This is a genomic window from Mycolicibacterium confluentis, from assembly GCF_010729895.1.
GTDB lineage: Bacteria > Actinomycetota > Actinomycetes > Mycobacteriales > Mycobacteriaceae > Mycobacterium > Mycobacterium confluentis.
This window is the reverse complement of the sequence record NZ_AP022612.1, coordinates 1,862,288-1,876,811: the sequence shown is the minus strand read 5'-3', so window position 1 is coordinate 1,876,811 and position 14,524 is coordinate 1,862,288. Positions and strand designations below refer to the sequence as shown.

At 68.6% G+C, this 14,524-nt stretch carries 13 protein-coding genes and 1 other RNA gene; 8 read left to right on the top strand and 6 right to left on the bottom strand.

What is annotated here, in order from left to right; translation table 11 throughout:
* The first annotated feature begins 56 nt into the window (after positions 1–56).
* The gene (locus G6N34_RS08645; RefSeq protein ID WP_234812811.1) at positions 57–1,271 is read left to right on the top strand and encodes an ABC transporter permease; all 1,215 of its coding nucleotides are present in this window, start codon (positions 57–59) and stop codon (positions 1,269–1,271) included.
* Here G6N34_RS08645 and G6N34_RS08640 read toward each other — a convergent pair whose 3' ends face one another.
* The 3 genes from G6N34_RS08640 to G6N34_RS08630 form a co-directional block, all read right to left on the bottom strand.
* Entirely contained in the window at positions 1,272–2,780 is a 1,509-nt protein-coding gene (locus tag G6N34_RS08640; RefSeq protein WP_085150817.1) for an alpha/beta hydrolase, read from the bottom strand.
* 91 nt (positions 2,781–2,871) lie between these two features.
* On the bottom strand, positions 2,872–4,431 hold the full coding sequence (locus G6N34_RS08635) for an alpha/beta hydrolase (RefSeq protein WP_085150758.1): 1,560 nt from the start codon (positions 4,429–4,431) through the stop codon (positions 2,872–2,874).
* Between the two features lie 37 nt (positions 4,432–4,468).
* Positions 4,469–5,872: a WS/DGAT/MGAT family O-acyltransferase gene (locus tag G6N34_RS08630; protein WP_085150756.1), complete on the bottom strand. Its 1,404-nt coding sequence runs from the start codon at positions 5,870–5,872 to the stop codon at positions 4,469–4,471.
* 159 nt (positions 5,873–6,031) lie between these two features.
* On the opposite strand from G6N34_RS08630, the gene panB reads away from it, so the two are divergent.
* A complete protein-coding gene (gene panB / locus G6N34_RS08625) occupies positions 6,032–6,865 on the top strand; it encodes a 3-methyl-2-oxobutanoate hydroxymethyltransferase (RefSeq protein WP_085150754.1) in 834 nt (277 codons plus the stop codon).
* Between the two features lie 6 nt (positions 6,866–6,871).
* On the opposite strand, the gene G6N34_RS08620 is transcribed toward panB, so the two are convergent.
* Positions 6,872–7,651, bottom strand: a complete 780-nt coding sequence (locus tag G6N34_RS08620) for an enoyl-CoA hydratase/isomerase family protein (protein ID WP_085150752.1) — start codon at positions 7,649–7,651, stop codon at positions 6,872–6,874.
* The gene (locus G6N34_RS08615; protein WP_085150750.1) at positions 7,648–8,319 is read right to left on the bottom strand and encodes a TetR/AcrR family transcriptional regulator; all 672 of its coding nucleotides are present in this window, start codon (positions 8,317–8,319) and stop codon (positions 7,648–7,650) included. Before G6N34_RS08615 ends, G6N34_RS08620 begins: the two co-directional genes overlap by 4 nt.
* Before the next feature lie 68 nt (positions 8,320–8,387).
* Between G6N34_RS08615 and G6N34_RS08610 the strand changes: the two genes are divergently transcribed.
* Genes G6N34_RS08610 through G6N34_RS08595 form a run of 4 tightly spaced genes read left to right on the top strand, consistent with a single transcriptional unit; the run spans position 8,388 to position 13,221 of the window.
* Positions 8,388–9,140 carry a DUF1989 domain-containing protein gene (locus tag G6N34_RS08610; RefSeq protein WP_085150748.1) on the top strand — a complete coding sequence of 251 codons (753 nt, stop codon included), beginning with the start codon at positions 8,388–8,390 and terminating at the stop codon, positions 9,138–9,140.
* Positions 9,137–9,760, top strand: coding sequence for an urea amidolyase associated protein UAAP2 (locus tag G6N34_RS08605; RefSeq protein ID WP_085150746.1), 624 nt, complete (start codon positions 9,137–9,139; stop codon positions 9,758–9,760). The genes G6N34_RS08610 and G6N34_RS08605 overlap by 4 nt, the downstream gene beginning before the upstream one ends.
* Positions 9,757–11,766, top strand: coding sequence for a 5-oxoprolinase/urea amidolyase family protein (locus G6N34_RS08600; protein ID WP_085150744.1), 2,010 nt, complete (start codon positions 9,757–9,759; stop codon positions 11,764–11,766). Before G6N34_RS08605 ends, G6N34_RS08600 begins: the two co-directional genes overlap by 4 nt.
* An 18-nt stretch (positions 11,767–11,784) precedes the next feature.
* Complete coding sequence (locus tag G6N34_RS08595) at positions 11,785–13,221, top strand: CYTH and CHAD domain-containing protein (RefSeq protein WP_085150742.1); 1,437 nt, start codon at positions 11,785–11,787, stop codon at positions 13,219–13,221.
* A gap of 3 nt (positions 13,222–13,224) precedes the next feature.
* Here the strand turns inward: G6N34_RS08595 and rnpB are convergent.
* Positions 13,225–13,604: RNase P RNA component class A (gene rnpB / locus G6N34_RS08590), an RNA gene on the bottom strand.
* Positions 13,605–13,656: 52 nt separating this feature from the next.
* Here rnpB and G6N34_RS08585 point away from each other — a divergent pair.
* Positions 13,657–14,085: a helix-turn-helix transcriptional regulator gene (locus G6N34_RS08585; RefSeq protein ID WP_085150740.1), complete on the top strand. Its 429-nt coding sequence runs from the start codon at positions 13,657–13,659 to the stop codon at positions 14,083–14,085.
* 10 nt (positions 14,086–14,095) lie between these two features.
* Positions 14,096–14,524 carry a VOC family protein gene (locus G6N34_RS08580; protein WP_085150738.1) on the top strand — a complete coding sequence of 143 codons (429 nt, stop codon included), beginning with the start codon at positions 14,096–14,098 and terminating at the stop codon, positions 14,522–14,524.

Sequence of the window (14,524 nt, the reverse complement as noted above, 5' to 3'; positions counted from 1 at the left end):
TGTGTTACAGGCGTGTCGCCGTTGGCGGCGGAAGCCTGTGAGTATGAAGTGTGTCCGTGATCCCGAAGTCCGAGCCACCGTCCCGACCCGCGCACAACGCCACAACAGGCGCGCCGCTGTCCTTGGCCGCCGTGCAGGAACTGCGCACCCTGGCCGATGCGGTGCGGACCGTCGACGCCGCCGCGGCGGCCGCCGAGTGGGATGACGACGAACAGCTCTCCACGCTCGCCGCGCAGGCCGACGCCGACCTGGCGACGCTGCGCCAGACCGACGACATCGCGGCCTCCGTTGCCTCGCCGCTGTGGCGGGCTCGCCTCGAGGAGCTGGTCCGCTCGTCGGACGCGGCGCGGACCCTGACCGCCACACCGCAGGAGGCCGCCGCCAACGCCGTCGTCGCGGTCGCGCTGGCCCGCGCGGCGGTCGCCGAAGCCGTCAGGACCACGGCCCAGGCCCAGGGTGTCGCGCTCGGCGAGGCCGAACCCGAGACCGCCGCGCGCCGTCAGGCCGCACGGGCCTTCCCCGCGCTGCTGAACCGCCTGGGCCGGCTTGTGGTCGGCGAACTGCGCCACATCGTCGCCGACCGGCCCCGTGCGATCGCGATGCGCATCGTGATCACCCTCGGCATCGCCCTGTCCCTGGTGGCCTTCTACCACCTCACGGGCTTCACGCGGTACGACGCGGGCCGGTTGACGCTGTACCTGTTCTCGGCGGTGATCGGCAGTGTCGTGTGCACCAACGCACTGTGCTTCGAGGCGCAACGGGTGCGTGATGCGCTGACGTCGGGGGAATCGCTGTGGCGGATCCTGGTGTCGAAGAACCTGGCGATGGCCGCCCTGGTACTGCTCGCGGGCCTGCCGGTCATCGCCCTGCTCACCGTCGCCGGTGACGGCAACGCGATCGCGATGGTCGACCAGCTGCTCACCATGGTGTTCATCTGGCTGGGTGTGGGCAACGTGCTGTCGGTGCTGTATCCGCTTCGGCACGAACCGATCTCGGCGCGCCTGAAGGACGGCACGTGGAAGCCGTACCTGTTGTCCTTCGCGGTGTCCTACGGCGTCGGGCTCGCCGTCAACCTGATGATCTACTGGCGCCTGTGGTCGCGGCAGACTGCGTCCCAGCACCTCGCCGGTGGGGCGTGGGCCGCGTTCATTCTGGTGCTTGCCAGCGCGCTGGTCAGTTGGCTGCTGCTGACGGTTCTGGCCGTGGCGTGCAGTCGTGAACACCGACAGCGCAGGCTGCTGTCGCGGGAGATGGTCGCCTATCGGCGATGATCACGCGGCGCACTGCAGGTTGCCCGGCACCACACCGTCGACGAGGTAGTCCACGATCGCGCTGTCGATGCATTCGAAGCCGTTGAACACCACGGTGTGCTGGGTGCCCTCGAACGAGATCAGCGGTGCCTGCAGTTGGCGCGCCAGACCCACGCCCGCCTCATACGGAGTGGCGGGGTCGTGCGTCGTCGACACCACCACGACCGACCCCGGCGGGGCGGGCGGGGCTTCGTGCGGGACGGACGTTGCGGGGACCGGCCAGAACGCGCAGATGTCCCGCGGGGCGTAACCGGTGAACTCGCCGTAGGCCGCGAACGGGGCGACCTCGCGGATCCGCTGGTCGGCCGCGGCCCACACGGCCGGGTCCGTCGGCGCGGGTGCGTCCACGCAGCGCACCGCATGGAACGTGTCCTGCACGTTGCGGTAGTGCCCGCTGCCGTCGCGGCCCTGGTATTCGTCGGCCAGCAGCAGCAGATCGTCCGGGCCGGTGCCGTGCGCCAGACCCAATAGCCCGCTGGTCAGGTACTTCCAGAGGTGCTTGGTGTAGAGCGCGTTGAACGTCCCGGTGATGGCGTCGGCGTAGCTCAGACCGCGAGGATCCGACGTCTGCGCGGGCCGGGCCACCAGCGGATTGATCAGTTGGTGGTAGCGGTCGACCCACTGCGACGGGTCCTGGCCCAGCGGGCATCCCGCGGCCTGCGCGCAGTCGGCGGCGTAGTCGGTGAACGCCCGCTGGAACGCACCCATCTGGTTGATGCTCTTGGTGACGGGGTCGATGCTGGGGTCGATGGCGCCGTCGAGGACCATGGCGCGGACGTGCTGGCCGTACCGCGACACGTAGGCCGTGCCGATCTCCGTGCCGTACGAGAAGCCCAGATAGTTGATCTGCTCGTCGCCGAGCACCCGGCGGATGGTCTCCATGTCGTGCGCGGCTTCCCGGGTGCCCATCGCGGAGAGGAAGTCGGTGCCCATCCGGTTGGCGCACTGCTGGGCGAACCGCTGGTACAGCGATTCGATGCGCGCCACGCCCGCAGGACTGAAGTCGACCATCGGTTCGCGGCGCCAGGCGTCGAACTCCGCGTCGGTGCGGCAGCGCAGTTCCGGGGTCGAGTAGCCGACGCCGCGCGGATCGAAGCCGACGAAGTCGAAGTGCTCGTTGATCGGCGAGCCCACCAACGCAGCGGCCATGCCGGCGACGGTGTCCACCGCTGACGCTCCGGGTCCGCCGGGGTTGACGAACAGCGCGCCGATCCGCTGGCCCGAGGCGGGCACGCGGATGACCGCGAGATCCACCGGGGGGCCGCCGGGATCGTCATAACTTCGCGGAACTCCGAGCATGGTGCACTGCGCTGTAGGCAGGCCGACATCACCACCGAAGAACTGGTCGCATGATCCCCAGTTGGCTTGCGGCACAGGTATTTCCGGCTCTGCCGTGGCCACCGAAGCAGGCACGGAAAACCAGAGCACGGTGGTGAGCAGCGCACAGCCCCATCGTCTTGAACGCTGCATGCCGCCCATCGTTGCATGCCGGTGCCGACGGTGCGGACCGCGGGTGGTCACGCTCCGGTCTCGGTACGGACAAACTCTCGGAACTGCTGCGTCAGCACTTGGCGTCGGGCGGCGGCATGGTCCCGTCGATCAGGTAGGCCGCGGCCATGTCGTCGACGCAGGACTCGCCCTGGAACACCACGGTGTGCTGCGTGCCCTCGTACGTGATCAGACCCCCGCGAAGCTGCTTGGCCAGGTCGACACCGGCCTGGTACGGCGTGGCCGGATCACCCGTGGTGGACACGATGAGGGTGGGCGCCAGATCGGGCACCGACACCTCGTGCGGCTCACTGGTCGGGGGCACCGGCCAGAACGAGCAGGTCGACATGGGCGCATCGCCGGTGAACTCGCCGTAGTTCATGAACGGCGCGACCTCACGCATTTTGCGGTCCTGCTCGATCACGACGTCGCGGTCCATGATGGCGGGCTGATCGACGCAGTTGATCGCGATGCGCGCATCGGTCGCGTTGGTGTAATGCCCGTCGCGGTCGCGGCGCATGTACATGTCCGACAGCACCAGCAGCGTGTCTCCCCTGCCGTTACGCAGTTCGGTCAGACCCTGGGTCAGGTGCCGCCACAGCGACGGCGAGTAGAGCGACATGATGGTGCCGACCACGGCGTCGCTGTACGACAGCCCGCGCGGATCCTTGGTCGGTGCCGACTTGGTGCCCAGCGCCCCGACCATGTCGCGGTAGATGTCGACGGCCTTGGCCGGGTCGGTGCCCAACGGGCAGGTCGGGTCCTTCGCGCAGTCGGCCGCGTAGTCGTTGAACGCCTCCTGGAACGCCGCGGCCTGGTCGATGTCCGCCTGGATCGGATCGGCGTTGGGGTCGACGGCGCCGTCGAGGATCATGGCGCGCACGTTCTGCGGGAACTGCTCGGCGTAGGCCGACCCGATGCGCGTGCCGTAGGAGTAGCCCAGGTAGGTCAGCTTGTCGTCGCCGAGCGCCTCCCGAATCTGGTCGAGGTCCTTGGCGACGTTGTCGGTGCCGACGTTGGCGAGGAACTCCTCACCCATCTTGTCGACGCAGCGCTGGATGAACTGCTTGGTCTCGTCCTCGAGCCAGGCCACACCCTCGGGGGTGTACTCCACCTGAGGCTCGGCGCGCAGGCGGTCGTTGTCCTCGTCGGAGTTGCACCACAGCGCCGGGGTCGACGACGCGACACCGCGCGGGTCGAAGCCCACGAAGTCGAACTTCCCCCGCACCGCGGGCGGCAGCAGTTCGACCATGCCGATCGCGGCCTCGATGCCGGACTCACCGGGCCCGCCCGGGTTGACCACCAGCGAGCCGATCTTCTCCCCCGTGGCGGGGAACCGGATCATGGCCAACTGTGCGATCGGCGCGTCGGGGTCGTCCTTCTTGGCGTAGTCCACCGGCACGGCGATCCGACCGCATTCGGCACCCGGCGGCAGCTTCACGTCGCCACCGGTGAACTTGCACTCCTCCCACCGCACGGGCTCGCCGATGCGGGGTTCGGCCATGGCGGCCTGCCCGTCCACCACCCGGGCGCAGCCGACGCCACCGAGTGCGACTGCCGTCACCGCCGTCACGATCGCTGCGGCGCGCAGCATACGGCCACGCGGGATCGAAACATGGCGAATCAGGCTCATGGAAGTCCATGCTGCCATGAAGCCCGCGCAACTCCTGTTAGCGCGCCGCCGCGAGCAGCTCCTCCATGCTCACAGCGAAATCGTCGGCCATGTCCCACAGGTCCGGCAGAAGCTCTGGGCACGAGATCAGTCCGATGTCGAGCTTGCCGCTCAACGACATCACGGTGATGTTCAACCCCGACCCGTGGAAGATCGGGCCCAGCGGGTACATCGCCTTGACTTCGGCGCCCAGGAAGTAGAGCGGTTCCTGCGGTCCCGGAACGTTGGACAGCACCACGTTGTGCACTGGTCTGGCCTCGGTCAGCCGCGTGCCGGCATACACGCGCATCGCGACGCCGAACACCGCGGGCGCGGCGAACTGCGTCCAGTCCTGCAGCAGCGTGGCTGCGATCGCCGAACTGTGTTCCTTGGCAACCGAAGTCGCCTCCGCGATGGCCTTGATTCGTTCGGCCGGGTCGGCGATCTCGGTGTGCAGGCTCGCGAACATGCCCGACACCTTGTTGCGGCCGGGCCGGTCGGATCGGCCGTGCACCGACACCGGAACCATTGCCACCAGCGAGTTCTCGGGCAGCTCACCGCGGTCGGTCAGGAACTGCCGCAGCACGCCTGACACCAGCGCCATCACGACGTCGTTGACCTTGACGTTGAAGTGGTTCTTGACCTTCTTGACGTCCTCGAGGTCGAGTTGCGCGTAGGCGATGTTGCGGTGCCCGGTGATGGTGGTGTTGAACGCCGTCTGCGGGGCTCGGAACGGGCTGGCCATGGCCGAACCTTTGGCCGCGCGGCGGACGGTGTCGACGACCGTGCTGACGGTGTTCGGCACCACCCGCGTGGCCAGGTTCACCGGCCTTGTGGCGAAACGTGCCAGGCCGCGCACTGCGATCTCCAACTGCCCGGCACCTCCGGGGGCCTCGACGGGAACCGGCGGAGGTGCGTCGGGTTCGGTGGTGCACAACTGCGACATCAGGTTGGCGCCGGTCACGCCGTCGACCGCGGCGTGGTGCACCTTGGTGAACACCGCCAGGCGCCCGCCATCGTGCGCGTCGGTGCCGGCGATGTTCTCGATGACCCACATCTCCCACAGCGGACGGCTGCGGTCCAACTGCAGCGACGCGATGTGACCGCAGATCTGCGACAGCTCGGTCCGCCCGCCCGGCGACGGCAGACCGATTCGATGCAGATGACGGTCGACGTCGAAGTCCTTGTCCTCCACCCACACTGGGTGGTCGAGGTTGAGGAACGAGTCGGTCAGCTTCTCCCGGAACTCCGGCATGGCTGTGACCCGCAGCGCGAGTGCGTCCTTGAGCCGGTCGAATGTGTAACCGCCCGGGATGGAGGACGTGTCGAGTTCGAGCAGTGAGCACACGTGAAGCGGCTGACTCGCCGTCTCCAGGTACAGAAAGCTTGCATCGAGGCCGCTCAGCCTCTGGTATCCCGGCATGGAAGCCGATGGTAGGCCGGTTGTCCCGGCATTGTGAGGAAGTCCACTCAACTGCCGCTTCACCTGGCGCCGCCGCAGTGGCAGACTGGGTTGGTCAGACGACCCGGGGACCCGGATGGGCCTCGAGGATCGACCCGACAACAACATCTAAGGACAAAGATGTCTGTCTACGGCGCTGCCCAGGAATCCAGCAGGCCCCGCACCAAGGTGCGCACCCACCACCTGCAGCAATGGAAGAGCGAAGGCCACAAGTGGGCCATGCTCACCGCGTACGACTACTCGACGGCCCGCGTCTTCGACGACGCGGAGATCCCGGTCCTTCTGGTCGGCGACTCGGCCGCCAACGTGGTCTACGGCTATGACACCACCGTCCCGATCTCGATCGACGAATTGATCCCGCTCGTCCGCGGCGTGGTCCGAGGCGCACCGCACGCCCTCGTCATCGCCGACCTCCCGTTCGGCAGCTACGAGGCCGGCCCCGCGCAGGCGCTCGCCACCGCGACCCGTTTCCTCAAGGAGACCGGTGCGCACGCGGTCAAGCTCGAGGGCGGCGAACGCGTGGCCGATCAGATCGCCACGCTGACCCAGGCCGGCATCCCGGTCATCGCGCACATCGGATTCACCCCGCAGAGCGTCAACGGCCTGGGCGGGTTCCGGGTCCAGGGCCGCGGCGACTCCGGTGAGCAGACCATCCACGACGCCATCGCGGTCGCCGAGGCCGGTGCCGTGGCCGTCGTGCTGGAGATGGTGCCCGCCGAACTCGCGACCCAGATCACCGGAAAGCTCACGATCCCGACCGTCGGCATCGGCGCGGGCCCCAACTGCGACGCCCAGGTTCTGGTGTGGCAGGACATGGCCGGCATGACGGCGGGCCGGACCGCCAAGTTCGTCAAGCGATTCGGCGATGTCGGTGCTGAATTGGGCCGCGCGGCAAAGCAGTACGCCGACGAGGTCGCCAGCGGGGTGTTCCCCGCCGACGAGCACTCGTTCTAGCCGGACTCAGTCGAACTGCGGCGCGCGCTTGTTCAGGAACGCGTCGATGCCTTCGCGTCCACCGGGACCCTCGGCATTGGCCGCGATGAACCGGCTCTCGAGTTCCATCTGCGATTCGATGCCGTTGTCGAACGACACCGCAAGCAGTTTCTTGACCGCAGCCGCCGACTGCGCTGAGCCCGAGGCGATGTCGCCGGCCAGGGCGTCGACCCGCGCGGCGAGGTCGGCGTCGTCGACCACGTAGTTCACCAGTCCCCAATCCTGGGCCTCGTCGGCCGACAGTCGCCGGTTGGTGAGCATCAGATCGGCCGCCCGTCGTGCGCCGACAAGCCGTGGCAGGTAGTAGGACGCCGAGCCGTCGGGGCTCAGTCCGGCCTTGGTGTAGGCCATGGTGAACGAGGCCGACTTCGCGGCCACCACCAGATCACCGCTGATGCCCAGCGAGAACCCGGCGCCCGCGGCGGTGCCGTTGACCGCGGTGATCAGCACCGCGTCCATGCGAGCGAACGTCGCGATCGCGCGGTGCAGGTCGTTGGCGATGCCCCTGACGAAGCGGCCCGGCCCCAGCGCCGAGGCCGCCATCGCCTTGAGATCCCCTCCGGCGCAGAAGAATCGACCGGCGCCACTCAGCACGACGACCTTGGTGCCGGGTGCATCGACCTCGGCGGCCACCTGCGCGAGTTCGCGCGTCATGACATCGTTCATCCCGTTGGCCGCCTCAGGCCGGTTCAGCGTGATGCGGGCGATGGGGCCGGACTGCTCGAACTGGAGGGTCTCGTAAGTCATACGGTGACGTTATCGTCACCGATGCGCAACCTCGCAGTGGTCCCCCTGCGCAGGGCAGCGAGATCGCCCTGGAACCCCACACAGCGCAGTGCGCCGTCGGCGATCACCCATGGCGCCTCAGGCGAGCACTCGCCGTCATCGGAGCGTCGGTTGATGACGGATTCCACCAGCCGGAACGGCAATTCGGCGGCGTCGGGAGGGCCGTCCCATTCGGCGATGACGAGTCCGGCCAGGCGCCGATAGGCGTCCCGCAGCCGTTCGCGGCGAGCACGGAACTCCTCGAACCGCTCGACCCGCAGTTCGGGCAGCAGGTACAGTGCGCCCAGATTCCATCTGCTGGTGGACAGTTGGCGTGCGTCGCCGAATGTCAGGGTGTGCAGGCGCTGCGGCGCCGGGCCTGGATCGGACAGCAGCTCCTCGGCGAATCTCAGCGGTTCGTCGATGGTGCCGGCCAACAGGGCGTCGAGGATGTCGTCCTTGGTCGAGAAGTGGTGATACAGCGAGGCCTGACGCATCCCCACGGCAGCGGCGACGGCACGCGTCGAGGTGGCCGCGTAGCCGCGGTTGGTGAACAGTTCGGCGGCCGCGTCGAGGATCTCCTCACGTGCGGTTTTGCCGGGGCGACGGGACGGCGCCAGCCGTGGGCGCCCTCTGCCGTCGTCGGACATGGCGTCATTGTTGCACCCCGGGCCTCGCTCGCACTGCAGGTTTACCTGTCGGGTGATAGGAATGCCACATGAGCACCGCCTCCACCGACGGCGCCCGGACCCACGCCCGGGCCCAAGCCGCCCACGCCCACCTGCCGATTCCCACCCTGCCCGACGGTGTCGCCGACACCGCCGTGCGATGGGCCGAGTCCATCCCCGCAGGCTCCTACGCGTCGCGTGTTGTGGGCCGCGGCACCCGGTTACGCCTGGCCGACCCCGACGGCGGCGCCTGCGCCCACCTGCTGCTGTTCCGCAGCGACGCCCCGTGGGAGCGGCTCAACGTCGCCGACACCCTGAAGGTGCCGTGGCAGGCGTACCTGAGCACCGGTCACCCTCTGCTGTCCGATCAGGGCCGCGTGTTGGCCACCATCGTGTCCGACACCTCCGCCCATCACGACGCGCTGTGCGGGATGACCGTCGAAGGTCGCGACGCGATGCTGCTGGCCGCACACAAGCACGGCCTGGACATCCGCGACCTCGCGCCGTCGGTGTCGTTCTTCAAGGGTGTCCGGGTGGACGACGACGGCGCGCTGAACTTCACCGGATCGTCCGGGCCCGGCGGGGCGGTCGAACTGCTGATCCACCTGCCGGTCGTGGTGGCTGTCGTCAACACCACGCACCCACTGGACCCCGCCCCCGCGCCGACCGCGCTCGACGTCCTGGCCTGGCGCGCCGACGAGGAACTCTCGGTGCCCAGCAGCACCGACCCCGAATACCTTCGCGCGCTGTTCAACTCCGAAAGCACCTGGGCCGCGGCCCAGAACACCATCGAGGGGGCATGATGACCGTCGTACTCGACCAGACCGTGGCGGCACGGGCGCCGTGGTCAGCGATCCTGCGGGCCGGACAGCGCCTGCAGATCATCGACCTGCACGGCAACCAGGCCGTCGACACGCTGTTCTACGGCATCGGCGCGGGTGACCGTCCCGATTCAGCGCTGAGGTACTGCGCTCAGGCCACTGTCGCCGCGCAGCGCAACATCTTTCTGACCACCGGATCTGTGCTGCGCGCGGGCGACGGGACGGCGTTGGTGCGCATCGTGGCCGACGAGGTCGGCAATCACGACACCATCGCGGGCGCGTGTTCCAAGGAGTCCAACACGCTGCGGTACGGCCACCACACCGTGCACCAGCACGCCTGCGCCGAGAACTTCCTGGCCGAGGCGATCCGGTGGGGCATGAGCAAGCGGGACCTGGTGTCCAACGTCAACTTCTTCATGAACGTCCCGGTCGAACCCGACGGCACCCTCGGCATCGTCGACGGGTTGTCCGCACCCGGCAAATCGCTCACCCTGCAGGCCGAGATCGACACGCTCGTGCTGGTCTCCAACTGCCCGCAGATCAACAACCCGTGCAACGGCTTTGACCCCACGCCGGTGCAGATGGTGATCACAGAATCATGACCACGGTCGAGATCGTGGCGCCCGGACTGCTCACCACGGTCCAGGACTGGCCGGGCCGCACGGGGTACTGGCACGTCGGCGTCCCCCCGTCGGGGCCGATGGATGATCTCTCCTTCCGCATCGGCAACCGGGTGCTCGGCAATCCGGAGGGCGCCGCGGGCCTGGAATGCACCAAAGGCGGCCTGGCCGTGGGCTTCCCCACCGGCGGCCGGGTCTGCGTCGCGGGCGCACCGGTGCCCGTCACCGTCGACGACGTTCCCACCCCGCAGTGGCGTTCGGTCACCGTGCCGGCCGGCGGCGTCCTGCGGGTCGGCCTGGTGTCCGGTCCGGGCATGCGCTGCTATGTGCTGATCGCCGGAGGGCTCGTCGAGCCCGAGTACCTGGGCAGCACAGCCACATTCACGTTGGGCGCCTTCGGTGGTCATGACGGCCGCGCGCTGGCGCCGGGAGATGTGCTGACTGCCGGCGCCGATCCGGGCCCACACATCGAGCGCCCCGGACGTGAGGCCCGCGCGGCGATCGAGGAGCAGCCCAGCATCGGCCATCGCTGGGAACTGGCGGTCACCGAGGGCCCGCACGGTGCGCCCGAGTTCTTCACCCGAACCGACATCGACACACTGTTCGGCACCGACTACCGCGTGCACTTCAACTCCGACCGCACCGGGATCCGCCTCGAGGGCCCCAGCCCGCAGTGGGCCCGCACCGACGGCGGTGAAGCAGGCCTGCATCCGTCGAACATTCACGACAACGCCTACTGCGTTGGCGCACTGGACTTCACCGGCGACACCCCAATCCTGCTCGGTCCCGACGGGCCTAGCCTGGGCGGTTTCGTCTGCCCCGTCACCGTCGTCAGCGGCGACCGGTGGAAGCTGGGCCAGATGGCGCCGGGCGACACGGTGCGGTTCGTCGCGGTACGCGCCGAGCGGGCCCCGTCGCTGCGCACCCTGGATGTCGGCAGACGGGCGTCGTTCCCTCTGGTGCTGTCGAGTTCCGGGGACAACGACGACGGTGTGCTCGAAAGGTTCACCTCCGCTGACGGCACCGAGGTCACGCTGCGACGCAGTGGTGATGCGGCTGTGCTGGTCGAATATGGGCCCATGGCACTGGATCTGGCGATGCGGGCCCGCGTGCACGTTCTCGACGAGCGGTTGAGCGCGCTGGGGGCGCCCGGGGTCACCGAGCGGACGCCCGGTGTCCGATCCCTGCAGGTGCAGTTCGACCCCGCGACCGTGTCGGCCGTCGAGGTGACGGAGGTGGTCGCCCGCCTCGACGCGGACCTGCCGCCCTCGGAGGAACTCGTCGTCCCCAGTCGCACCGTCCGATTGCCGCTGTCGTGGGACGATCCCGCCACGCACGAGGCCATCCAGCGCTACGTGCACGGCGTGCGCGCCGATGCCCCGTGGTGCCCCGACAACATCGAGTTCATCAGGCGCGTCAACGGTCTGGCCGACACCGGCGAGGTCTACGACACGGTGTTCGCGGCGCAGTACCTGGTGCTCGGCCTGGGCGATGTGTACCTGGGCGCGCCGGTGGCCACTCCCCTGGATCCGCGCCACCGCCTGGTCACCACCAAGTACAACCCGGCGCGGACCTGGACACCCGAGAACGCCGTCGGCATCGGCGGCGCCTACCTGTGCATCTACGGCATGGAGGGCCCCGGCGGCTACCAGTTCGTCGGCCGCACCACACAGGTGTGGAACCACCGCCATCCGCACTCGTCGGACTCGTTCGAACCGGGCACGCCGTGGCTGCTGCGCTGTTTCGACCGGATCAGCTTTCACCCCGTCAGCGCCGAGGAACTGCTCGACCTGCGCGCCGACATGGCCGCCGGGCGGGGTCGGGTCGAGATGACGGACGGGGAGTTCTCGCTGGCGCAGTATCAACAGTTCCTCGCCGACAACGCCGAATCGATCGCGGCCTTCGGCTCGCACCAGGCCGCGGCGTTCAACGCCGAACGGCAGGCCTGGGCGCAGGCGGGAGAGTTCCGAGGACAGCGGGCAAGCTAGCTGTGGCAGGCTGGGGACGTGGCTAAGCGGAAGTCGGAACCCACCAGGCACATCGAGGTCGAGCTCAAGTTCGACGCCGAGAACGCCGAAGTCGCACCGTCCTTCGACGGGTTGAGTTCGGTCACCCATGTGGAGTTCGCGCCGACGCAGCACCTCGACGCGGTGTACTTCGACACCGCCGACCACGACCTCGCGCGGCACCGCATCACGTTGCGCAGGCGCACCGGCGGCGAGGACGCGGGCTGGCACCTCAAGCTGCCCGCCGGACCGGACGCGCGCACCGAGGTGCGTCTGCCACTGGGCGACGAGTCGGCCGAGGTGCCCGAGCAGTTGCGCGATGTGGTGCTCGCGGTGGTCCGCGATCGGCCCCTGGGACCGGTTGCACGGATCGCGACCACGCGCGGCGTCCAACTGCTCCGCAGCGCCGACGGCGCGGTGCTCGCGGAGTTCTGCGACGACCAGGTGGTGGCGACCGCCGGCGACGTCGAGCAGCGGTGGCGGGAGTGGGAGCTGGAACTGGTCGAGTCCGACGACCGCGAACTGCTGGACCGGCTCAGCCGACGGCTTCTCGACGCGGGCGCGACACCGGCTGGTCACGGCTCGAAACTGGCTCGGGTGCTCGACGCGGCCAGTCCCCCACCAGAGCCCGTCGAGTCCGACGATCCCATCCACCGCGCGGTGACCGAGCTGATCGGTGAGCTGATCACCTGGGATCGCGCGGTGCGCTCGGACACCGACGACGCCGTCCACCAGATGCGGGTCACCACGCGCAAACTGCGCAGCCTGCTCAAGGAGGACTCGGACCCCGACGAGTGGATTCTCGACGAACTGCGTCAGCTCGCCGCACTTCTCGGGGTGGCCCGCGACGCCGAGGTGCTCGCCCAGAAGTACGACGACGCGCTCAACGACCTGCCTGCCGACCTCGTCCGGGGCCCGGTCCGGGAGCGCCTCGTCGACGGTGCCCGGAAACGCTACGAGACCGGGCTGCGACGCGCCATTGCGGCGATGCGCACACCGCGCTACTTCCGGCTTCTCGACGCGCTGGAACAGGTCGTCACCACACCGCCGTCCGGGGGCGAGGCCGCGAGCCTGGACTCGGCGTACAAACGCGTACGCAAGGCCGCCAAAACCGCCAAGGCCCAGGCGGACTCCCCCGATCGCGATGAGGCCCTGCACCGGATCCGCAAGGGCGCCAAGCGGTTGCGGTACACCGCCGCCGCCACCGGGGAGCGCAAGGTGTCGGAGGCCGCCAAGACCATCCAGAGCCTGCTCGGCGACCACCAGGACGCCACCGTGAGCCGCACCCACCTGCTGGCCCAGGCCGAGGCCGCGCACCTCGCGGACGAGGACACCTTCACCTACGGCGTGCTGCACCAGCGCGAGGAGGAACTCGCGCAGCGCTGCCGCGACCAACTCGACTCCGCGCTGAAGGCGCTGCGGAAGGCGATGAAGTAGGGGCGAACGAGTTGGCCTGTAAGCCGGATTCTGTCCTGAGCTCTCCGTTGCGGAAGAGCATCAGCGGCGACCATCCATCTGGGCACACCGTCGCCGGGTACCTCAAGCGGCCTACCCGCAGGCTCGGGCGAGCAGCCCTCGAGCGCCTGCGCAGTCGTGCTGGGCACGACCTCTTGGCCTTGCTTCGGGTGGGGTTTACCTAGCCACTCCGGTCACCCGGAATGCTGGTGCGCTCTTACCGCACCGTTTCACCCTTACCATTTCTGGCGGTCTGTTCTCTGTGGCACTTTCCCGCGAGTCACCTCGGATTGCCGTTAGCAATCACCCTGCTCTGTGAAGTCCGGACTTTCCTCGAATTTCTCCGCGGCCGCCCAGCCAACTCGTTCGCGAGGATTAAAGCTACCCTGTCACCCCCCGCCAGGCCATAATTGCTGCATGCTGCCGCCAGCGCGCTACCTGATGCGCGCCAAGGACTTCGTCGACGCGCGCTACAGCGAGCCCATCACCGTGACCGACCTCGCCGCCGCGGCCGGGTTGTCCCGGGCGCATTTCAGCCGCATGTTCACCCGTACCTTCGGCGAGTCCCCCAGCGCCTATCTGCAGTCCCGGCGCCTCGAGCGCGCCTCGGCACTTCTGCGCTACACCGACCGTTCCGTGGCCGACATTTGCACCATGGTCGGGTTCTCCAGCGTCGGGTCCTTCACGAGCACCTTCGCGCGGGTGTACGGGAAACCGCCGGCGGCCTACCGGGCCAGCATGCCGCCGGCATCGATGTATGCCCGCGTCCCCAACTGCGTTCTGCGCCTGCACACCCGGCCAAACACAGCACATCAGGAGAAGACGAGGCGCGCGAGCGCGTCGTAGGTTCACCACCATGATGAAAATCGCCAGTGCCGCCCTGTGGGTGCACGACCAGGAAATCGCATGCAGGTTCTGGACCGAGAAGATCGGTTTCGAAGTGCGCCAAGACATCTCACTTCCCGACATGGAGGGCTTCCGATGGCTGACCGTCGGCCCGCCTGGCCAGGACGACGTGAGCATCGTCCTGATGGCCCTGCCCGGCCCGCCCATGATGGACGACAGCGTGCAGCGGCAGGTTCTCGACCTGGTGGCCATGGGATTCGCCGGCACGGTCTTTCTGACCACCGATGACTGCCACAAGTCCTACGCCGAACTCTCGGCCCGCGGTGTGGAGTTCACCGAGGCGCCGTTCGATGCGCCGTATGGCATCGACGCCGGGTTCCGGGACCCGTCCGGAAACAGCATCCGACTCACCCAACTGGCCGAACTGCCGGTCCCCTGA